The following is a 19,246-nucleotide window of genomic DNA, read 5'->3' as shown; positions in this document are numbered from 1 at the left end:
AGCGCATGGAGCCGCTCAAATTCAATTCAAGCGAGGATATCTATGGTTGAAATCACTGCCGACATGGAGGCGATCATCAAGCAGGCGATACTGTCGTTCGTTGCGACAGTCAACGAGGACGGAACGCCCAATCTTTCGCCGAAGGCGTCCTTGACGGTAACGAACGGCGTTCTCTACTTCACCGATATCGCATCGCCCCGAACGATACTGAACTTGGGGCGCAATCCCGCCATCGAAATTAACGTAGTCGATATCTTCCAGAGACGCGGGTATCGATTCAAGGGCCGTGCGTTGCTACTGCCGCCAGGCGATGGTGAGTATTTGATGATCGCCGACTGGGTTCGGGCGACAAACGGCCTAGAGTATCCCGTCGATCACGTCGTCAAAATCGAAACCACTTCGATCACCCAGTTGCTGTCTCCTGCTCATGTCTTTGCCCACCCTCCTCGAAGTCAGGAAGAAATCAGGAGCGCCTATTATCAAAAGTATGGTGTGAAACCCATCGGGGCATAGGTTCCGGGTCCGCGAAGAACGGCATGCGGCTTTACGGCTGCATCGCTATCCTCCGCGATCCGGGCAAGGTAGCGATAGATGGTCGCCGTCGAGCAGTCCAGGCGGCGCGCAACTGCCTTGACGGCGCCGCCCACGCGAAGGAATCCCTTACCGTCCAGTTCCCCGGACGAGCTTGCGCGCTACGTGTCCGATCAGCTCGAGCACTGAGGCCATGTGCTTCGTACAACCGGTGTGCAATCGCAATATGATGCTTGAGCGTTCCAAGTTCCCGAGGTCCTATGTCCCAAGTCGACTGGCTGAGCCAGCTCCTGCAAATGATCACCATCACTGGCCGGCTGGAGGTCCGTTGCGCCTATGGTGCGCCATGGCGTGTGGCTTGGCCGCAGTCCGCGGCGCACGAGATTCCCTACCACGTCGTGCTCAAGGGCCGGGCCATTATCGAGAGTCCGGAGACGGAGACGACCATGGAGTTGGTGGGAGGAGATATCGTGCTGTTGCCTCACGGGTTGGCGCACGTGCTGCACGATGGCAGCGGACATGCGCCGGGTCTTACCTACAATCGCCAAGGTTCCGCAGGATGGATGCTCAGCCAGAATGATGGCCAGGGCGAGCATCTGGACCTGTTGTGTGGGCGATTTCTCATCGAGCCGCCCCATGATCGGCTGATTCGCAATTATCTACCTACGAATCTAGTGGTACGGGCCATGGACGGCCATGGTGAAGAGGCGATCGGGTCTGCTTCGAACCACCTGGCCGGTCTCCTGGGGCTGATGCGCATGGAGTCCACAAGCGACAATCTGGGCGGATACGCCATGCTCAACGCGCTTAGCTCGGCGCTGTTCACACTGGTACTGCGCGCAGCAAGCGAATCCGAGCAGGCCCCGGCAGGCTTATTGGCGCTTGCCGGCCATCCACGGCTGGCTCCGGCCATTTCAGCCATGTTCGCCGATCCGGCGCGACCCTGGAACCTGCCTGATCTGGCCGACTTGTGCAGCATGTCACGCGCCACCTTCATGCGGCACTTTCAGGATAAGCTGGGGCGTTCAGCCATCGAATTGCTGACCGATATTCGGATGAGCCTGGCAGCCAACGAACTGAAGAAGCCGACGATGACCACCGAGGCCGTGGCCGACTCAGTCGGGTATCGATCCGTGGCAGTATTCCGGCGTGTGTTCACCGACACGATGGGGCTGACGCCGGGGCAATGGCGCCGTCTGGCGCATGCCGGCGAGTAATGCGCTTCGGTTGTCATGAGGTGAACAAATGGCCCGGATATCCGGACCGGCTTACTCAACAGGAGCTCAAGTATGACCAACACGACCGCGGAGCATCCGTCCAGCGCGAACCCGCTTTCTGGTAGCTTCGTCCATCTTCCCAGCCATGCAATCGACTCCCGATCAACGCCTTGATCAGATAACGCGCCAGACTCGGATCGATTGTCATGAGTTATACAAGTATCAATAGGCTCGAGGAATTGGCTACGTTGCGGGTCTTGGGCCTGGCCATTGAAGTTTCCTGAGCAAAGTCGAGCGCGTCGAATTTTTGTTATTCATTGCAGATAATATGATCCTGTGCCGATTCCAGTATGATGATTATGCGTTGCCGTCAGCCTTCACGCATACGGCCAAGAGCCATAATATGCGGCATATCCATGCTGCCATCCTGCTCGCCCGGCAGCCCGTGGAGTCACTCAATTGACCGCGATATTGCAAACACAGTCAGCCCGGAGTTTCAAGACCACTCCCGCACCCGATCGCAAGAGCGTTCTGCACGATGCCAACCAGGTCCTGCTTGCCGTCGAGCTGATCGGCATGGGTGCGCGACTGCAGGTGCTCGAGGCTGAGACCACGCTCTCTCGCGGCCGGTTGATCCGACTCTTCAAAGAGCTACGGGGCGCCTCGCCTCCCAAGGGCATGCTCCCCTTCTCGACCGACTGGTTCACTACTTGGTTGCCAAACATACACTGCTCGCTGTTCTTTTCGGCCTATCAGTTCATGGTCCAGCAGGGCGAGACAGTTCGCATTCACGCCGTGGTGATGAGCTATCGCCTCTATCTTGAGCATGTATCGCTGCTCGGCAGCGAAATTGTCTTAAGTTTCACCCGTGCCTGGACTTTGGTACGATTCGTCGACAACAAATTGCTGCAGCTTTCCACCTGCACTTGTTGCCATGGGCAATTCGTCGCACACGCGTACGAGCCGCCTGCAAATTTCGTGTGCGGCCTGTGCCGGCCTTCCTCGCGCGCAGGCAAGGGCAAGAAGCTATCAAAATTGGCGCGGCCGAGGGACTAAAAATTTAGCAAAGATAAAGAAAATGCGCGACATCAACATGTAACACTTGAGGTGCCCACCGAGAGCCCAGGTGCGCACGCGCGTGGGTCGCTCCGAGAGCTCTGACTCGTCAATAAAGACGATCAGCCGCTGCTCCCGCGTACTCTTTTTTGAGCGCGGGCCAGGTCTTTTGCTTCCACGCCAGCACGGCGTCCTCGTCGCGTTCGATAGCGCGTCGGTCTGGGCGTTGGGTCGAGAAGCCGAGGAAATCCAGAATCCGCCAGACATGGGCCTCGTTGTATGACACCCCGAAGCGTTGCTCGATGAGTAAGCGCTCCCGTTTGAGCGTCCACAGTTCGGTGCCAAAGCCATGCTCCGTGGGGCGCTGCAGCAAGGCACGACACAACTGCTCGCGCTGGGTATCGTCGAGCAACGACGGCCGTCCACGGGCCATGGTGCGCAGCGCGTCGATGCCGCCTTCGTCCAGCCGCGTCTTCCACGTGTACACCGTCTGCCGTGCGACGCCCACCGCAGCCGCAATCTCCGCGACCGGCTTGTTCGCTAACTGGCGAGCTCCGTGAAGCATGCCGTTGGCGACTCCGCCGATAACCTGAAGGCACAACGCCCCGAGTTCTTCGAACCGCATCTTGCGACGAATCAGACGAAGGTTCCTTCATGGCCGATCTCAGCCCTCTGCCTGCGTTGATATCCACCCTGGTGGCCCGTTGTTCGGGGCCGCAGATTAGGGCTTATTCTCGCCGGGCGGGGTCGAAAAAAATGGAGCCTTGCGGGCTCCATTCATTCAGCAGATCGGTACGCCTTACAGGGCGGCGTCCTTCAGCTTCTTCAGCGGGCGGACCTTTACCTTGACGGTGGCCGGCTTGGCCGCGAACCACTGGTCCTCACCGGTGAACGGGTTCTTGCCGAAGCGCTTCTTGGTCGCCGCCACTTGCAGGGCAGTGACCTTGAGCAGGCCGGGGAGCGTGAACTCGCCCGCGCCCTTCTTGTGCACCGCGCTCAGGACCGTGTCTTCCAGATGTGCCAGCACGGTCCTGACGGTCTTGGCGTCCATCTCGGTCTGGGCGACCAGGTGCGCCAGCAAGCTGGCCTTGGTGAAGGTTTCCTTCAGCGGCTTCGCCACCGGTGCAGCCGCAGCGGCCTTCTTTGCCGGTGCTACTGCCTTCTTGGCCGGCGCTGCCTTTTTGGCGGCAGGCTTGGCCGGGGTCTTTACGACAGCTTTCGCTATGGTTGCCATGGATTCTTTGGTCTGGTTACTCGTTGATATGTCGCCGTAGAGGCGTTCGCGAGAATAGCAAATTCCATACGGTGTGTGCGACTACGCGAAACTAACAATTACAACTGCAACGATGTGGCAGCGATCCGGTCGCAGGTGCGTGTGCTGGCCAGCCCAAGCAGCTTGCTGACTTCATCCCGGCTGCGGCCGGCGAGTAGCTGGCGCCGGCAGAAGGTGTTGCGTTGGACCCGCCGGACTCATATCCTGGTCCTCGAAGCCGATCGCGAGGAGCGCTGCACGCACGATTTTGCCAAAGCTCATATCAGTGATCGGCTCGCCGGTTGTCCTGAATGAGAACACAAGGTCGCCATCGATCGGCAGGGTCTGGCGGCGAACGCACCATTCGGTCAGGATCGGCACCGCGAACGAAGCGAAGTGAACTGTGCGGGTGTCACGCGCGCCGTGGGCGGGCACGCGCAGATAGGGCGGGGAGGCACCGGGCTGCAGGTCCTCCCGCCGGGCCGTGCGCGCTTCTGCTGCAGTGATGCCGGTGCCGAGGAAGAGCGCGACGATAGCGCGGTTGCGCAAGGCCGCCGGATCATCCCCAGCGTGCGGCTGCACCCAAGCCTGCAGGCGGGTGTCCGCATCCTCGGGCAGGTAGATGGGATCAGGCTCGTCTTTCGGCCAATGACCGTCGCCGGATTACTCTCGCGCACGCCGTTGGCCACCAAATGCCGGCACAGGCGGTCCAGCAGCTTCAGATAGCGCATGCGCGTGGCGGTGCTGTAGCTGCGCGCATCGGGCGCCTGCCAGAAGGTGTCGATATGGTCCGGGCCGAAGGTGGCCAGGGTGGTGTCGGCAGCCAACAGATGACGCCGGAAGTGCTCGAACATGGCCTGATGCTGGACGATCGAGCGGGCGGCGAAAGGGCGCCGGTCCGCGCCGGCGGCCTCGCGGCGTTGCCAATCGGCGTAGGCGAGGGTGGGGTTGGTGAGCCAGAGATTGTCGGCCGGTGTCATGATTGCATTTATATACTGAAATGCGCCTCACCCGCACCCCTACCGCCTCTGCGAGGCGGGCATAGCCTCCAGGGAAGCGGGGCGGGGCCAGGCGGACAGCTGCTCGCCAAGCAGGGCGTCGGGGGTGCCATCGAGGTTGGCAGCAAAGGCCTTGGCTTCCAACTGCAGTGTGATGGTGATAGTCATTGGTTCGGCTGGAGATTCTTCAGGGCGATCCAACGGGAGACGATGTGCGAGCGGTTTCCCGTCCGCTCCTCGACATCGGCTTCGCCTGTCAGGCCACTGGGTCCTTGGAAAATGCTCTGGATGGTTGCCCAACGGGGCGCGATGCCCGGCAGGCTGCGGTAGGCGTGAATGACGCTCGCCCACCGAGAACGGCCCAGCGCGACGAAAGTAGGGCACGCCGTTGGGAAAGCGGCCGATCTCCTCCGACGGTTGGCAGGATAGGCCGTCCAGATACTGGCCGAGCTGGGAGCGCTGCATCCCGATGCCGCCGCTGGTTTCCATGATCGCCGGCGCGCTGCCAGCACCAACCTTGCGCGCCAACCGCTCCACGGCTGCGCGCATCACGCGACGGTAGCGCATGCCGCCGGCGAGAAAGACCGGGCCGACCTCGTCGGGCCAAGCCGCACCGGCCATTGCCGTCGACAGGTCGGAGATCATGATCTCCGCGCGATCAGCGGTCATGCGGACATCGTAGGGGGCAATCTCTGCGGCCGGCTGGATAAAGCCATGCTGCGCGGAGAGGATGATGACCTGGGGCTTCGCATCAGCTCGCACGTGGGCGCGAAACGTTTCATACATGACGCCGCGATACAGGTCCATGGCGGGGGCAGGGCGGTCGAGCTTCGTGGCGGAGCAGGCCATCAGTACCAACGGGCGAGCCGGCGATCGTGCGACCGATGCGCGAGCGATCTCGTCAAAGAGGTTAAGTTGGGTTGGGTGGGCCTGCATCGGAAGCACCTGGGTGATGGATGTACATCCAATCTACCGGGGCAGGCATGAAGTCAAGGCCGGCTCGCCGCGGCCCGTCAAATGTCCCGTCCGGCGCGCTTGGCGTTGCGTGCACCTACGAGCGAAGCCTCGCTGCGCATTGCCAACTCGGGGATTGGCACCTGCATCATGTTCCATGCGGCCTCGCGTATCGCGCTGGTGAGGCACTCACGTTTGCCAGCCAGGTCAATATTCCCATGGTCTCGGATCAAGCGGGTCGCGTTGAAGCGCCAAGCGGGAAGCCGTGCGGTGACTCCTGCCTCGGGTGCCGCACTTATCTAGGACCCAAAACCACCAGTACAACCATCCGATACTGAACCCGGCCCACCTGCCGATTGCACGGTCCGCATAGGTAGAGAAGGATCCGGTATCGGGGGATGCGGCTGCCATTTCCCCAAGCATGCGCATAACCAGCAGCACCAATAGACCGGCGAACATATAAGCAAGCGGTGCCGCTGGGCCGGCTTCGGCAATTGCATGGCCAGAGCCCACAAAGAGCCCTGCTCCGATCACTCCGCCAATTGATAGCATTGTGATGTGTCGTTGCTTCAGTCCGTGTGCGAGCGAATGCCCTGAATTGTTCATCTTGTCTCCATTTTGAATGGTGCTTGTGATTGTCGCCATTGCAGACCCCCTTAGCTTCGAGAGCCGAGGGGACGAACCAACCGATGTGAGCAATCAATAGGCAAAGGCCTCGAGGTGGTGAGGTGGCTGGCAATCAGCGGCGCAGTTCCCCTTCGATACTGATTCTGAGTATGCCGGTGGCGCGCCGGTGGCCTGGTGCGGATGAAGCTTAGTTGCATTGAGATTAGCGTGCGTCGGCAACGCCGACTGCATCTGATCGGCGGGGGAGCGGCACCGACAAGCACTCACCACTGAAAGAACCCGGCGGCCGAACAAGCAACGGACTTCTCGGCCGCCAGTCCACCAATATCCGCGCTCCGTCGGGGATTGCCCGTTGCGCGCGTGCTTACCAGGCTTACGGTGAAGCCGCCACCAAGGCGCCAAATCGGTACACGTCGGGCGACGACTTCGTGGCAGTGAGGCGATGATAGGCAACGCAGCTTTGGACTGCATCGGCGTACCCGTAGTAGGCGCTGATCCCGTCGTCCTACGTTTGGCACTAGTTTTTCCGGTGCTGCGCGATCAGCGCGGGCAGTCCCGCTTGCACGGGCATCATCGGTCTGGCCCTTTCAGCCAATCTGAAATCGGGCCGCGACCATCTGTCGCTGTTCGCGCCGGTGCATGTCTCGGGCCGGACATCTATGGCAAGGGCATTGCCAACCCCATCGCCATGAACCGGTCTGGTGTGCTGATGTTGGACTTCCTTGCGGGCAAGACACAGGAGCCTGCGCTGCTGTGCTTGATCCGGTCGTTGAAAGCACAAAGCAGGATCATACGGTCCATAGGATGGAAGGCGCCGCGTTTCATATTGTCCGTTGGAAGTGCTTGGCGCGCGCCGCGTCTATGCTCAATCCATCGACAATGTTGGGGGGCTGCCATGAATCGACGACAATTTGCCACCGGAAGTGGACTGACGCTGCTTGCATTTGGTGCGCTAGCGCAGGAGAAAACTGGGATCCGGCCGCAGCAGGCCGACGCGGCCGGCGTCGACCGTACGCTGGTGGGCCAGGCGGCAGCGGCCGTGCGGGGTGGTGAGTCGGTGCAGGACGCCTTTGCCCGCTTTGCAGCAGTCGCCGCAAAGGCAATGCCTTTTCTCCACATGACCGCCCTGGTCGCAAAGACATCTGCGGCGGGCGGCGCAGACGGGCCAGGTGACGTGCGCCGACTCTATTCCAGCGTTCCTTCGGCCTATCCTGTGGGGGGCTGGAAGCATCTCGGGGGTAGCGAATGGGCGGAGCATGTCCTCCAGCAGCAGCGCGTACTGGTTGCCGCCGGCGATGCCGCCCTGGCTCGCTACTTTCCTGATCACGCACTGCTGCGCTCGCTTGGCACGCGCACGCTGGTCAACGTGCCAGTGGTGGTTTGCCGTCGAACCGTAGGGGCATTCGCTTTCCTCTGCCAGGACGAGAGCGTGGCGCCTGCTGCACTTGCGCAGATAGAGTCACTGGCACCTAGCGCTGCCGCAGTGTTCGTATTGGGCGCAGGGGAGCAGGCGTGAACGGGGAGGCTGCTACCCTGCTTCAGGGCGTGCCGAAGGCCGCCACGACCATAGCTGAGGCGCAGAAGCCGACTGCCGAGTTGACCGATGCCGACATCTCTGGCACTCCCAGGGTCCGAGCGTGGTTGCCCATGGCACTGGCGGTCTGGGCGCTCCTGATCTGGAGCACGCTCGCCGTGTCGGTGGTCAGCCTGTCCGGTCTGTCGCCGCTGTTGACCACGGGCGTGGCATTGGCTGGGGGAGGCATGATCGGGCTGCCATGGGTCGCCTGGAGACGGCTGGAGCCGGGTGCCGTGCTAGTGGGCAGTCTGGCTATGTTGGGCTATCACGCGCTCTACTTCCTGAGCCTGAAGACCGCGGATCCCGTCGCGGCCAACTTGCTGCACTATCTGTGGCCGCTGTTCATCATTCTGCTGACGCCGTTGATGTTGCGAGGCTACAAGCTCACCCGCAGCCATGTCGGCGCCGGCGTGCTCGGCTTTGCCGGCGCGGTAGCCTGCCTCGGAGCGGTACCGGTGTTCGGCGCCGGCGCAGGGGTCGGATTTGCGCTTGCGCTCGTGTCGGCGCTGATCTGGGCTTATTACTCGGTCTGGTCGCGGCGCTTCGCCGAAGTACCCACAGCCACCGTTTCCCTCTACTGCCTACTTGCCGGCTTGGCCTCGCTTACCGCCTACGCGGTGCTCGGCCAGTTCCCTGCGTATGACCAGCTTGCGCTGGGCGGTGGGATGCCATCGCTGGCACCCAGACACTGGCTTACCCTGGCGTACCTGTCGCTTGGGCCGCTGGGCGGCGCCTTCTATCTGTGGGACTACGCGATGAAGAAGGGCAATCCGCATCAGGTGGCGCTGCTGGCCTATGCGGTGCCGGTGGTGTCCACCCTGTTCGTCAGCGTATTCCTTGGTCGCGGCATCGATGGTGCCACGATGATCGGTGCAGGACTGGTTACGGTGGCAGTAGCCATTGGCAACCGGACCGGGCCGCGGCGCTGACATCAACCTGGAAGAATACGACATGGAAAGAACAAATGCGGCCGCTATTGAGATTGGCGAGGAAATCGTGGTGGGGTTTGCCAAGTATGGTCTACCTAGCGTGGCGCCAGCGCGGAGCCGCAATCGGGGCGTGGGGCCTTTTTCCCGCATGGTTTTGCGCGGTGCTACGTTGATCGACGGCACCGGCGCGCCCCCTTGGGGTCTGGTCGATATCGTGGTCGAAGGCAACCGGATCGTCGACATCGTCAGCGTTGGCGTGCCTGGCTTGCCGATCCGCCCCGAGCGCAGGCCGCCGCAGGCGGATCACGAAATCGATTGCGAAGGGCGCTTCGTCACCCCTGGCTTCATCGACAGCCATGCGCACATCGGTGCGCCGTTCCACGCAGCAAGTGGCAACATGCCGGGAGCGGACTACGTCTACAAGCTGTGGCTAGCACACGGCGTGACTACCGTCCGGGAGGCCGGTTGCTTCAACGGCCTGGCCTGGACGCTGGAGCAAAAGGCCGCTTCGGCTGCCCACCGCATCGCGGCCCCGAGCCGGTATGCCTATGCCTATTTTCCGGCCATCAACGACTATCTGAAGACCATCCACACCCCCGTCGCTGCGCGCGAGTGGCTGCGTCAGTTGGCCGACAAGGGAGCCGACGGAGTCAAGTTCTTCGGTGCGCCCCCGGCAGTGATGGAGGCAGCGTTGGACGAGGCGAGGAACCTCGGGCTGCGCACCTGTTGCCACCATGCCACGTTGGCGGTCAGCCGCATGAATGCGCTGACCACGGCGCAGTGGGGTCTGACCAGCTCTGAGCATTCCTACGGTCTGCCTGAAGCCCTGTTCGAGGACCGCACGGTCCAGTCATTTCCGTCCGGCTATCACTACAACGACGAATACCTGCGCTTCGCCACGGCGGGCACCACCTTCCTGCAGGCTGCGCAACCCGGCAGCGCGAAATGGGAACAGGTGCTAGACGCCTTCCTCGCTGCCGGGCACACCTTCGTGCCCACCATGAACGTCTACGATGCTAACCGGGACCTGATGCGCACGCGTCGCGCCGACTGGCACGCGCGCTTCACCGATCCCACGCTCCTGAAGTACTTCGAGCCGCACCGCGGCGGCCATGGATCGTATTGGTATCGATGGACCACACAGAACGAAGTCGAGTGGCGCGAGACCTTCCGCCTGTGGATGCACTTTCTGCGCGATTTCAAGAACCGCGGCGGCCGCGTCTGTGCTGGCAGCGATTCGGGGTTCATGTACCAGGTTTACGGCTTTGGCTTCGTGCGCGAGCTGGAGCTGCTGCAGGAAGCGGGCTTCAATCCGCTGGAGGTGCTGCGCGCTGCGAGCTACCACGGTGCGGAGTTGCTCGGGCTGGAAGCGGAAACCGGGTCGGTGGAGGTTGGCAAGCGTGCGGATCTGCTGGTTCACGACAGCAATCCACTCGACGACTTCAAGCTGCTCTACGGCACGGGTGCGCTGCGGTTGGACGAGGTGCGTCAGCGCGGCCAATGGCAGCGCTGCCTGCGCACCACCATCAAGGACGGCATGGTGTTCGACACACAGGAACTGCTGGATGACGTTGAAGGGATGGTGGCAGCGGCAAATGCCGCCGAGGACGGCCAGTAATGGAAGCCCCGGCCGAGTTCGTGGTGCTGTCGGGCTTCCTGGGCAGTGGCAAGACCACGCTGCTGGGCGATCTGTTGGCCGCCAATGACGATGGCCGCACGGCTGTCATCGTCAACGACGTGGGGCAGGTCAATATCGATGGCGCGCTGATCGCGGTCACCGCGGGCGTGCCGATGGCCACGCTTAGCAACGGTTGCGTCTGCTGCAGCCTGACCAACGATCTGCAGTACACCATCGAGGCCATGCTGGAGACGCGGAGGCTCTCCGGCGCCCCGGGGTTCCGGCGCATGATCCTTGAGTGCAGCGGCCTATCTGAGCCCGGTGCGGTGCTGCGCAGCCTATCCGAACTGGCGCACTTGCGCATGCGCGTGCGTGTGGTGACCACCTATGCCTGCGACAGGCCGCTGTCGGATCAGGAAGAGTTCGGCCTGGCTGCCGCGCAACTTGCCTCTGCCCACGTGATCGTCCTGACGCGGATGGACGTCGCCGATTCCCAACAGATCGTGCAAGCTACGGCGTTGGTTCGAGCGCTAGGCGCCATGGCCACGCTGGTGGCCGAGTGCGACCCGCACGCACGCGCGCAGCGTGCCTTCGACGAGGCTGAGTCAGGGGAGGCCACGCTCCCGGGCAGTCCTGCTGCTTTTCTGGCGGAGGGTCCGGTTGGCCATCCTCGCATCAATGTGTATGCACTGCAGTGGAACGGCCCTGTCGCATGGCCATTGCTCGCCGCGTGGCTGGAGAACCTGGCCGGTTACCTGGAGGATAGGTTGCTGCGAGTCAAGGGGCTTGTGGTGGTGGAGGGATGCGAGGAGTTGTTGCTAATCCAGGGGATCGGGCAGCACTTCGATACACCGCGGCGTATCGGCGCGGATGATCCATCCACCGGCAGTATGGGTGGGAGGCCGTCGAACCTTATCGTCATTGCACGCGATACGGAGATGACGGAGATCCGCGACATCGGGCCGGCGCTGCCGATGCCGTGCCGTCTGTCGATGATGCGATCGCCCGGCGCCGGCAGTGCTCGGGTCCGGCTGGCGCGGCTGCAAGAGTAGGCTTGAGAAGTACTGCAAATGAAGAAACGCCGCACGGGATACCCGTACGGCGTTTTTCGCTTTCAGCCTAGCGTGGGCGTTAGCGGCCCGCGAGGCTTTCCAGCGGCTGCCACTTGCCCGACACCACCTTGTAGATCGTGATGCCGCCTTCCTTCAGGTCCCCATGGTCGTCATAGGCGATTTGCTGTGAGGTGACGCCGGCCATTGCGGTCGACGCCAGCGCGGGCAAGTAGCGGTCCGGCTCGGTCGATCCCGCCTTGACCATCGCCTTCATCATGGCCATCGCGCCGTCGTAGGCATAGGGCGAATACGTCTGCACTGGCGAGCCGAAGCGCTTTTCGTAGCGTTGGCTGTAAGCCTTGCCACCCGGCATCTGGTCCAGTGGCAAGCCCGCCAGCGAACAGATGGCACCTTCTGCCGCCGTGCCTGCGAGGCGGATGAAATTGTCGGTCTTCGACATCTCGCCGGAAACCAGCACGGATTTCATGCCCAGTTCGCGCAACTGCTTGGCCAGCGGTGCCGATTGCGCTTCCGCGCCGCCGTAGAACACCACTTCAGGGGATAGCCGCTTCAGGTTGGTCAGCACCGCCTTGAAGTCGACCGCCTTGTCGTTGGTGAATTCACGGCGGACGATGGTGCCGCCCGCCGCGCGCGCAGCCTTCTCGAATTCGTCCGCCAGGCCTTGGCCATAGGCCGTGCGGTCGTCGATGATGGCGATCTTCTTCGCCCCAAGCTTGGAGACCACGTAGGCACCCACCACGCTACCCTGTTGGGTGTCAGAGGTCATCATGCGGAAGGTGGTCTTGAAACCCTGGCGCGTGTACTCTGGCGCCGTGGCCATGGAAATCTGCGGCACGCCGGCGCGGCTGTACACAGCCGATGCCGGGATGCTGGTGCCGGAATTGAAGTGTCCGAGCATCCCCTTGATGCCGCCATCGACCAGCTTCTGCGCCACCACCGAGCCAGTTTTGGGGTCGGCCTGGTCGTCTTCGGCGGCGAGAGCAAAACGGACCTCGCGCCCCCCGATCTTGGGATGGCCGGCGTTGAAGTCTTCCAGCGCGAGCGTCACGCCGTTCTGCATATCCTTGCCGTACTGCGCCTGGCCGCCGGTCATGGGTGCGGCAAAACCAAGCTTCACTTCCTGGACCTGCGCCTGTACAAACGGGCTAGCTAACGCCAGCGCGGCTGCGGCGCAGGCGCTTAACGCGATGCTTCGATTGCATTGTTTCATCTATTTCTCCCTGTCTTATTGATGGGTGGTGCTACATATGCGGTCACGGAATCCCAGCGTCACGCCGAGGAAGCTGACGGCCGCTGCCGCGATGACATAGATGGCCGGCGCCATGGCGCTGCCGGTGGTGGCGATGAGCCAGGTAAGGATCAGCGAGGCGAAGCCGCCGAAGGTCATCACCGCGACGTTGTAGGCGACTGAGAGCCCGGTGGACAGGATCTTGGTGGGGAAGATCTCCGAGAACGCGGCGAGGATGGGGCCGGTGTATCCGGCAATCAGCACGCCGAACACTGCCTGGAACAGGATCAAATCGAACTGGGTCGGCGCCGACACCACCAGTGCGAACATCGGATAGGCAAACAGCAGGATCCCGCCGGAACTGAAAGCCAGAAGCTTGCGGCGTCCGATGCGGTCCGACCAGGCGCCGACGAAGGGAGACAGTACGGTAATAATGAGGCCGCCTACCACGCCGGCGATGAAGGACATCGACTGCGGCATCTTGAGCGTCTTGACGGCGTAGGTCGGCATGTAGAACAGCAGGACATAAATGCAGACTGTCCACAGGATCACCATCGAGAACGTGGTGAAGGTCTCGCGCGGATAGTTCAGCAGTACTTCCGAGAAGGGCTTCTTGACCTTTTCCTTGTTGGCGAGAAAAGCAGGCGTTTCATCCACACCGCTTCGGATATAAAAACCAATGGGGCCGATCAGGATGCCGAGCAGGAAAGGAATGCGCCAACCCCACGCCTTGACCTCCGCGGGCGTGAGCCACAGCGTCAGCACGGTCCCCGCGAGCGCTCCGAGCACCACCGCGAATCCGATGCTGCTCTGGATCCAGCTTGCGTAGTAGCCCTTTTGGTCTTCGGGTGCATGCTCGGTCAGGAAGGCCGTGGCGCTGCCCATTTCCCCGCCAGCCGAGAAGCCTTGCAACAGGCGTGCGATGATGACCAGCACAGGTGCGGCGATGCCGATCTGTTCATACGTCGGCGCCAGCCCGATCAGTGCCGTGCCGGCCGCCATCAGCAAGATGGTCAGGGAGAGAGCCGCCTTGCGGCCCACGCGGTCGGAATACATGCCAATCAGGATGCCCCCGATCGGTCGGACGACAAAGCCCACGCCGAACGTGGCCACCGACAGCATCAACGAGGTGAGCTCGTTGCCGGTGGGGAAGAACAGTTGCCCGATGGTGATGGCAAAGAAGCCATACACCATAAAGTCGAACCACTCGAATCCATTGCCCAATATCGTCGCTGTGATCGCGCGCCGGCGGCGTCTGGCCTCGTCTGGCGAGGCCGCTATCGATGCTGTCATCTCCATTTTGTTTCCTTTCCTTTGGCCGTTTGATTTCCGCCGGTCACTGACAATCCTGACCGGCCTGTAGCGGCTGCTTGCAGCGCTGTAGTGCATTCAATAGCAGCGCGGGTGGCATTCCTATCTACGTTTTGCAGGAATGTTCGAGGCAGTCGTCCATCACTGAATAGGAGTCGTCAATACTGGTGCGCACGGGTGCATGCTCGTGGTGCGATTCTCGCGGTGGGAACGATCACGTAGCTTTGACCGGTTGCCTCTCCAAAGGGTTGAAGGCTAGGGAAACTGCGGTCGCCGCGTGCGAGCAGGTCCCGCAGCTCGATCGAGTCTGGAAGAACTTTGCTTGCACCTCTGCGCTTCGATGGTGCGTGTTCTGCATCAGGAACGGGAAATCGCATTTCTTTGCGAGAGGCTGTGCAATACATATGAAAGGAATGCCCTCATTCCCTATCTGATGCAGGTAGTCGCCTCGCAACGCCGATCCTAAGATGTTATCGACCCCCCGCTATGGGGCGACGGCGATCCTGAAACGACGGAATTCCAGAGAACGAGAGGACAAGTGATGGCAGTGGATACGAACAGGCAGGCGGCGCTCGCGAAAGCACGCTCGGAACACGTGGCACGCGGTGTGGTGACGGCCCACCCGATCTTCATCGAGCGCGCGCAGGGCTCGCACGTGTGGGATACGGAAGGCCGTAGCTATCTGGATTTCGTCGGCGGCATCGGCGTGCTGAATGTCGGCCACAATCACCCGCGGGTGGTGGAGGCGGTCAAGAAGCAACTCGACCGGCTGAGCCATGCGGCATTTCAGGTGGCCGGCTATGACGTCTACATCGATCTGGCCGCGCGTCTGAACGCACTGATCGGCGGCGATGACGTCTACAAGACCGTGTTCCTGACGACCGGTGCGGAAGCTGTGGAGAATGCCATCAAGATCGCGCGCGCTCACCGCAATGCGCCCGGCGTGATCGCGTTCCGTGGAGGCTTCCACGGCCGTACGTTGCTCGGCATGACGCTGACCGGCATGAGCACGCCTTACAAGCAGAACTTCGGGCCGTTTGCCGGCGACGTCTACCACACGCCGTATCCCGATCCGTACCGCGGCTTCAGCGGCGACGATGCGCTGCATGCCCTCGACGAGCTGTTTGCTACGCAGATTGCACCTGAACGCGTGGCCGCGATCATCATCGAGCTGGTGCAAGGCGATGGCGGCTTCCTCGCCGCGGGCGAGGATTTCCTGCGCAAGCTGCGCGCCCTGGCCACGAAGCACGGCATTGTCCTGATCGCGGACGAGATCCAGACCGGCTTCGGACGCACCGGCGAGCTGTTTGCCTTCCAGCAGGCCAACATCAAGCCTGACCTGGTCACCGTGGCCAAGAGCTTGGCGGGTGGATTGCCGCTGTCGGCCGTAGTCGGCCGCGCCGACATCATGGACGCACCCGAGCCGGGCGGCCTGGGTGGTACCTATGCCGGCAGCCCCCTGGCATGTGCCGCCGCGCTCGCCGTGCTCGATTTGTTCCAGGAGGACGGGTTGCTGGAACAGGCCAATCGTCTGGGTGACGTGCTGCGCACAGGCCTGGAGGAACTGGCACAACGCCACGCCGAGATTGGTACCATTCGCGGTGTGGGGCCGATGCTGGCCCTGGAGTTGGTCAAGAACGGCGATCCTATGCAGCCCGATCCCGTCTTTGCGCAGCGCGTCATCGACGCTTGCCGTGATGGTGGCCTGCTGGTAATCAAGTGCGGTGTGCATCGCAACAATGTGCGTCTGCTGGCGCCGTTGACGACGATGCCTGACGACGCGCGCGATGCCGTGGCGATTATCGGGCGAGCCATCGAGACGGCCCGCGCGCACTGAAGCAGAGCGGGCTCGCCCACAATAGCAAGGACATCATGGAAAGCGAGATCGCGGCAAAGTTCGCCGGCAAGACGGTACTGACGATCGACGTCTACGGCACGCTGATCGATTGGGAGCGGGGCATATGCGATGCGCTTGGCCCGATCCTGCGCGCCCGGGGGCATTCGATCGGGGATGACGATATGCTGGAGCGCTATGCTTGGCACGAGTCCGCCCTGGAAGCCGGTCCCTATATGACTTATCGAGAGATTCTCGAGGCGTCGTTACGGCATATTGCCGGGGACCTGGGCTTCGAGCCCAACGAGGTCGAACTGGACGCATTCTCGCATTCCGTTGGTGACTGGCCTGTTTTCCCGGATTCCCATGACGCGCTGGTTGCGTTGCGGCGGCGCTTCCGGCTCGCAGTCATCACCAACGGTGACGATGAGTTTTTTGCGTTGTCCAACAAGCGCCTGGGAATCGAATTCGACCATGTCATCACCGCGCAGCAGGCGCGCAGCTACAAGCCCTCGCTGAACAATTTCCATGTGGCACTCGGCCGTATCGAGACACCGCGGTCGCAGATTCTCCACGTCGCGCAGAGTCTCTTTCACGATCACGTCCCGGCGCAGGCGCTGGGCCTGCAGACGGTATGGATCAATCGTCGTGTCGGCAAGCCAGGATTCGGCGCGGTGCCCAAGGCCAATGCGGTTCCGGACGCGGAGTTCCCGGACATGCGGTCCTTTGCACTGGCCATGCTGTGAAGTGCGGTGGGGAACTCGCGACACGGTTGATCCGCAGTGTGTTTTTGATAGCGGCGCCGCCGCGATAGAATCGCCCGCTCACGAAAATCATGGACATCTCGACGGCACTAGTTTCGACGGTTCTGCGCAGCGCACGCGTGGTGGCAGGACAAGGCGCCCTCAGGAACGAGATCCGCTGGGTCCATATGGTAGACCACCCAGATATCGCCGCATGGGTTCAGGGCGGACAGTTGTTGCTGACCACCGGCTATAACTGGCCGCGCGACGAGGCATCGGCCCGGGCGCTGATCCGCGCGTTGCGCGAGCGGGATCTGGCGGGCGTCGTGCTGGCTGTGCCGAATTTCCTCGAGCATTTCCCCGAAGGGTCCGTCGAGGCAGCCAACGAAGTTGGGCTGCCGCTTCTCGAACTCGACTGGGAGATTCCGTTCAGCGCGATTACGGAGGAAATCCACTCCAGCATCATTCGCCGCCAAAGCGAGCTGATCGAACGCTCCGATGAAATTCACCGCGCGCTGACCGACGCCGCGGTGATGGCCAACACGCTTGCCGACCTGGCGCACGCGCTGGGCAATCTATTGGACCGCAAGGTAAATTTTGTGGATACCGACGGCCTGCTGCTGGGGTCGAGTGAAAGCGAACAGAGTGATGGCGCGCTGGCAAAGAAGGAGCGCACCTATTTCCGCGTGCTGAACAACCGTCTCATCCTGCGCCAGATACTGGACAGCGTGAGCCCGGTCCTGATCGATGCGCAGTCGGAGACCGGCATGCCGCGCAGGCTCGGCTGCCCGATCCGGATCCGCGGGGAGATGGCTGCCATCGTGTTCGTCGACGAAGGCGACAGTCCGCTTGGCGAACTGGAGATTCGAGCGGCGGAGCGTGCTTCCATCATCGGCGCGCTGCATCTCGCGCATATGCGGGCACTGCATCTTCAGGAAGAGCGCCTCGGCTACGCGCTCGTCGGCACGTTGCTCGAAGGCAAATTCGAGGAAACCCCTTCGGCACTTGAGCGTGCCCGCGTGGGTGGATGGAATCCAGCGGGCGAATACCGGGTCTGCCTTGTGTTGCTTGACGAACCGCTGCCGCTCTCACGGGAGGGTTTTTTGCGCCGTGAGCGTTGGGTTGAGCGCTTGCGTAAGTATCTTGATGGTCTTGGCGAGCCGCCGTTGATCCTCGTATCCTTGAACCAGATCACCTTCCTGTTGTCATCGCAGTTTGATTTGGAACCCCTGTGGCGCGTGCTGGGCAGCCGTGGTGCGGCGCTGGCTGTGAGCCGCTCGCATAGCGATGTGGCCGGTATGGCTCAGGGCGGCAAGGACGTGCAGTCGCTCCTGCCGCTGCTCAAGCCTGGCAAGCTGCATCACTTCCAGGAAGTGATGTTCCCCAGGGCGCTGATGGGCGATGCAGGCGCGCGTGAGCTGTTCATTGGTAGCAAGCTAGGTCCGCTGATGGCGGACAAGAAGAATGAGTCGCTGCTGGAAACGCTCGAGGTGCTCTGTTCGGAGGGATTCCAACTGGCAAACACCGCCCGCCGACTCGGCATACACATCAGCACGCTGCGCTACCGCGCGGAACGCATCGAAACGCTGCTGGGTACGCCGCTGGAAGATCAGGGAAACCGTTTCGAGCTGCAGGTGGCGGTTGCCCTGTATCGGCTCTCCGAAGAATAGGGCGCATGCCCTCTGTGGCATGGCCTTGCCATCATCTGGCTCGGTGCGGCGATCGCATCGGCCATCTCATTGAATCTCAATGACCAGGAATCGTGCATGAGTGCATATGAAGCATTTGCGTCCGTCGACATGCGTGTCGGCACGATCGTTCGGGTGGAACTGAACGAAAAGGCCCGCAACCCGGCCTACAAGATGTGGATTGATCTGGGGGGAACTCGGGACGGTGACGTCGAGTGGGCAGTATGTGAATCGCTACCAGGCCGACGAACTGGTCGGTAAGGTTGTGGTCTGTGCCACCAACCTGGGTGAGCGCCGAATCGCGGGCTTCATGTCGCAAGTGCTTGTGATGGGAGTAGAGTCCGAGCCGTCGGTGGTGAATCTGTTGGCGGTGGACGGCAGCGTGCCGAACGGCAGCAAGGTGTTCTGAGTCCTGTGAATGCACTATGGCCTCCCGCCAGGCGGGAGGCCATAGTGCATGGCTTCAAGCCGGTATCAGCCGATCTCGAAATGCAGGGTCTGCGATTCCAGGAACTCGTCGATGCCGTGGTGTGAACCTTCGCGGCCCAGCCCCGATTCCTTGACGCCGCCGAATGGTGCCACCGCCGAGGAGATCACACCGGTATTGATGC

18 protein-coding genes and 4 pseudogenes are annotated in these 19,246 nt (G+C 62.0%); 13 read left to right on the top strand and 9 right to left on the bottom strand.

The window, feature by feature from the left end:
• The first annotated feature begins 42 nt into the window (after window positions 1-42).
• Entirely contained in the window at window positions 43-513 is a 471-nt protein-coding gene (locus AC1DQ3_RS29760) for a pyridoxamine 5'-phosphate oxidase family protein (protein WP_477123714.1), read from the top strand.
• Here the strand turns inward: AC1DQ3_RS29760 and AC1DQ3_RS29755 are convergent.
• On the bottom strand, window positions 480-671 hold the full coding sequence (locus tag AC1DQ3_RS29755) for a helix-turn-helix domain-containing protein (protein ID WP_477123745.1): 192 nt from the start codon (window positions 669-671) through the stop codon (window positions 480-482). The genes AC1DQ3_RS29760 and AC1DQ3_RS29755 overlap by 34 nt on opposite strands.
• A 120-nt stretch (window positions 672-791) precedes the next feature.
• Here AC1DQ3_RS29755 and AC1DQ3_RS29750 point away from each other — a divergent pair, with 120 nt between their 5' ends.
• The 3 genes from AC1DQ3_RS29750 (at window position 792) to flhC (ending at window position 2,804) form a co-directional block, all read left to right on the top strand.
• On the top strand, window positions 792-1,748 hold the full coding sequence (locus AC1DQ3_RS29750; protein WP_477123713.1) for an AraC family transcriptional regulator: 957 nt from the start codon (window positions 792-794) through the stop codon (window positions 1,746-1,748).
• A gap of 307 nt (window positions 1,749-2,055) precedes the next feature.
• Window positions 2,056-2,211 (top strand): flagellar transcriptional regulator FlhD, encoded by a 156-nt coding sequence (locus AC1DQ3_RS29745; RefSeq protein WP_477123712.1) that lies wholly within the window; start codon window positions 2,056-2,058, stop codon window positions 2,209-2,211.
• On the top strand, window positions 2,208-2,804 hold the full coding sequence (gene flhC, locus AC1DQ3_RS29740; protein ID WP_477123711.1) for a flagellar transcriptional regulator FlhC: 597 nt from the start codon (window positions 2,208-2,210) through the stop codon (window positions 2,802-2,804). Before AC1DQ3_RS29745 ends, flhC begins: the two co-directional genes overlap by 4 nt.
• Window positions 2,805-2,858: 54 nt before the next feature.
• Here the strand turns inward: flhC and AC1DQ3_RS29735 are convergent.
• From AC1DQ3_RS29735 to AC1DQ3_RS29715, 5 genes and pseudogenes are all read right to left on the bottom strand, one after another.
• A pseudogene (locus tag AC1DQ3_RS29735) lies at window positions 2,859-3,369 on the bottom strand (IS630 family transposase); the annotation flags it as partial.
• A gap of 234 nt (window positions 3,370-3,603) precedes the next feature.
• Window positions 3,604-4,038 (bottom strand): HU family DNA-binding protein, encoded by a 435-nt coding sequence (locus AC1DQ3_RS29730; protein WP_477123710.1) that lies wholly within the window; start codon window positions 4,036-4,038, stop codon window positions 3,604-3,606.
• Window positions 4,039-4,136: 98 nt separating this feature from the next.
• Window positions 4,137-5,036: pseudogene (locus AC1DQ3_RS29725) on the bottom strand (tyrosine-type recombinase/integrase).
• Window positions 5,037-5,075: 39 nt separating this feature from the next.
• Window positions 5,076-5,990: a DUF6884 domain-containing protein gene (locus AC1DQ3_RS29720; protein ID WP_477123709.1), complete on the bottom strand. Its 915-nt coding sequence runs from the start codon at window positions 5,988-5,990 to the stop codon at window positions 5,076-5,078.
• Between the two features lie 318 nt (window positions 5,991-6,308).
• Window positions 6,309-6,614: pseudogene (locus tag AC1DQ3_RS29715) on the bottom strand (amino acid permease); the annotation flags it as partial.
• 575 nt (window positions 6,615-7,189) lie between these two features.
• Here AC1DQ3_RS29715 and AC1DQ3_RS29710 point away from each other — a divergent pair.
• From AC1DQ3_RS29710 to AC1DQ3_RS29690, 5 genes and pseudogenes are all read left to right on the top strand, one after another.
• Window positions 7,190-7,359: pseudogene (locus AC1DQ3_RS29710) on the top strand (isocitrate/isopropylmalate family dehydrogenase); the annotation flags it as partial.
• A 171-nt stretch (window positions 7,360-7,530) separates the two neighbouring features.
• On the top strand, window positions 7,531-8,151 hold the full coding sequence (locus tag AC1DQ3_RS29705) for a GAF domain-containing protein (RefSeq protein WP_477123708.1): 621 nt from the start codon (window positions 7,531-7,533) through the stop codon (window positions 8,149-8,151).
• A complete protein-coding gene (locus AC1DQ3_RS29700; RefSeq protein ID WP_477123707.1) occupies window positions 8,148-9,140 on the top strand; it encodes a DMT family transporter in 993 nt (330 codons plus the stop codon). Before AC1DQ3_RS29705 ends, AC1DQ3_RS29700 begins: the two co-directional genes overlap by 4 nt.
• Before the next feature lie 22 nt (window positions 9,141-9,162).
• Entirely contained in the window at window positions 9,163-10,758 is a 1,596-nt protein-coding gene (locus AC1DQ3_RS29695; protein WP_477123706.1) for an amidohydrolase family protein, read from the top strand.
• Window positions 10,758-11,810: a CobW family GTP-binding protein gene (locus AC1DQ3_RS29690; protein ID WP_477123705.1), complete on the top strand. Its 1,053-nt coding sequence runs from the start codon at window positions 10,758-10,760 to the stop codon at window positions 11,808-11,810. The genes AC1DQ3_RS29695 and AC1DQ3_RS29690 overlap by 1 nt, the downstream gene beginning before the upstream one ends.
• Window positions 11,811-11,889: 79 nt before the next feature.
• Here AC1DQ3_RS29690 and AC1DQ3_RS29685 read toward each other — a convergent pair whose 3' ends face one another.
• On the bottom strand, window positions 11,890-13,041 hold the full coding sequence (locus tag AC1DQ3_RS29685; protein WP_477123704.1) for a branched-chain amino acid ABC transporter substrate-binding protein: 1,152 nt from the start codon (window positions 13,039-13,041) through the stop codon (window positions 11,890-11,892).
• Between the two features lie 15 nt (window positions 13,042-13,056).
• Window positions 13,057-14,358 (bottom strand): MFS transporter, encoded by a 1,302-nt coding sequence (locus AC1DQ3_RS29680; protein ID WP_477123703.1) that lies wholly within the window; start codon window positions 14,356-14,358, stop codon window positions 13,057-13,059.
• A gap of 553 nt (window positions 14,359-14,911) precedes the next feature.
• Here AC1DQ3_RS29680 and AC1DQ3_RS29675 point away from each other — a divergent pair.
• The 4 genes from AC1DQ3_RS29675 (at window position 14,912) to AC1DQ3_RS29660 (ending at window position 19,044) form a co-directional block, all read left to right on the top strand.
• Window positions 14,912-16,207, top strand: coding sequence for an aspartate aminotransferase family protein (locus AC1DQ3_RS29675; RefSeq protein WP_477123702.1), 1,296 nt, complete (start codon window positions 14,912-14,914; stop codon window positions 16,205-16,207).
• 35 nt (window positions 16,208-16,242) lie between these two features.
• Window positions 16,243-16,950: a haloacid dehalogenase type II gene (locus AC1DQ3_RS29670; RefSeq protein WP_477123701.1), complete on the top strand. Its 708-nt coding sequence runs from the start codon at window positions 16,243-16,245 to the stop codon at window positions 16,948-16,950.
• Window positions 16,951-17,039: 89 nt separating this feature from the next.
• Window positions 17,040-18,617: a PucR family transcriptional regulator gene (locus AC1DQ3_RS29665; protein WP_477123700.1), complete on the top strand. Its 1,578-nt coding sequence runs from the start codon at window positions 17,040-17,042 to the stop codon at window positions 18,615-18,617.
• A 244-nt stretch (window positions 18,618-18,861) separates the two neighbouring features.
• Entirely contained in the window at window positions 18,862-19,044 is a 183-nt protein-coding gene (locus AC1DQ3_RS29660; RefSeq protein ID WP_477123699.1) for a hypothetical protein, read from the top strand.
• A 65-nt stretch (window positions 19,045-19,109) separates the two neighbouring features.
• Here the strand turns inward: AC1DQ3_RS29660 and AC1DQ3_RS29655 are convergent.
• Window positions 19,110-19,246: aldehyde dehydrogenase family protein (locus AC1DQ3_RS29655; protein ID WP_477123744.1), on the bottom strand; the 137-nt coding region annotated here is incomplete at its 5' end.

The organism is Cupriavidus sp. 01T418, assembly GCF_056398885.1.
This window is presented reverse-complemented; position numbering and strand designations above follow the sequence as displayed.

What these genes read in the sequence shown, in the direction of transcription:
- AC1DQ3_RS29760 (WP_477123714.1), top strand. Translation starts at nt 43, where the DNA reads ATGGTTGAAATCACTGCCGACATGGAGGCGATCATCAAGCAGGCGATA.
- AC1DQ3_RS29750 (WP_477123713.1), top strand. Translation starts at nt 792, where the DNA reads ATGTCCCAAGTCGACTGGCTGAGCCAGCTCCTGCAAATGATCACCATC.
- AC1DQ3_RS29730 (WP_477123710.1), bottom strand. Translation starts at nt 4,038, where the DNA reads ATGGCAACCATAGCGAAAGCTGTCGTAAAGACCCCGGCCAAGCCTGCC.
- AC1DQ3_RS29720 (WP_477123709.1), bottom strand. Translation starts at nt 5,990, where the DNA reads ATGCAGGCCCACCCAACCCAACTTAACCTCTTTGACGAGATCGCTCGC.
- AC1DQ3_RS29705 (WP_477123708.1), top strand. Translation starts at nt 7,531, where the DNA reads ATGAATCGACGACAATTTGCCACCGGAAGTGGACTGACGCTGCTTGCA.
- AC1DQ3_RS29695 (WP_477123706.1), top strand. Translation starts at nt 9,163, where the DNA reads ATGGAAAGAACAAATGCGGCCGCTATTGAGATTGGCGAGGAAATCGTG.
- AC1DQ3_RS29690 (WP_477123705.1), top strand. Translation starts at nt 10,758, where the DNA reads ATGGAAGCCCCGGCCGAGTTCGTGGTGCTGTCGGGCTTCCTGGGCAGT.
- AC1DQ3_RS29685 (WP_477123704.1), bottom strand. Translation starts at nt 13,041, where the DNA reads ATGAAACAATGCAATCGAAGCATCGCGTTAAGCGCCTGCGCCGCAGCC.
- AC1DQ3_RS29680 (WP_477123703.1), bottom strand. Translation starts at nt 14,358, where the DNA reads ATGGAGATGACAGCATCGATAGCGGCCTCGCCAGACGAGGCCAGACGC.
- AC1DQ3_RS29675 (WP_477123702.1), top strand. Translation starts at nt 14,912, where the DNA reads ATGGCAGTGGATACGAACAGGCAGGCGGCGCTCGCGAAAGCACGCTCG.
- AC1DQ3_RS29670 (WP_477123701.1), top strand. Translation starts at nt 16,243, where the DNA reads ATGGAAAGCGAGATCGCGGCAAAGTTCGCCGGCAAGACGGTACTGACG.
- AC1DQ3_RS29665 (WP_477123700.1), top strand. Translation starts at nt 17,040, where the DNA reads ATGGACATCTCGACGGCACTAGTTTCGACGGTTCTGCGCAGCGCACGC.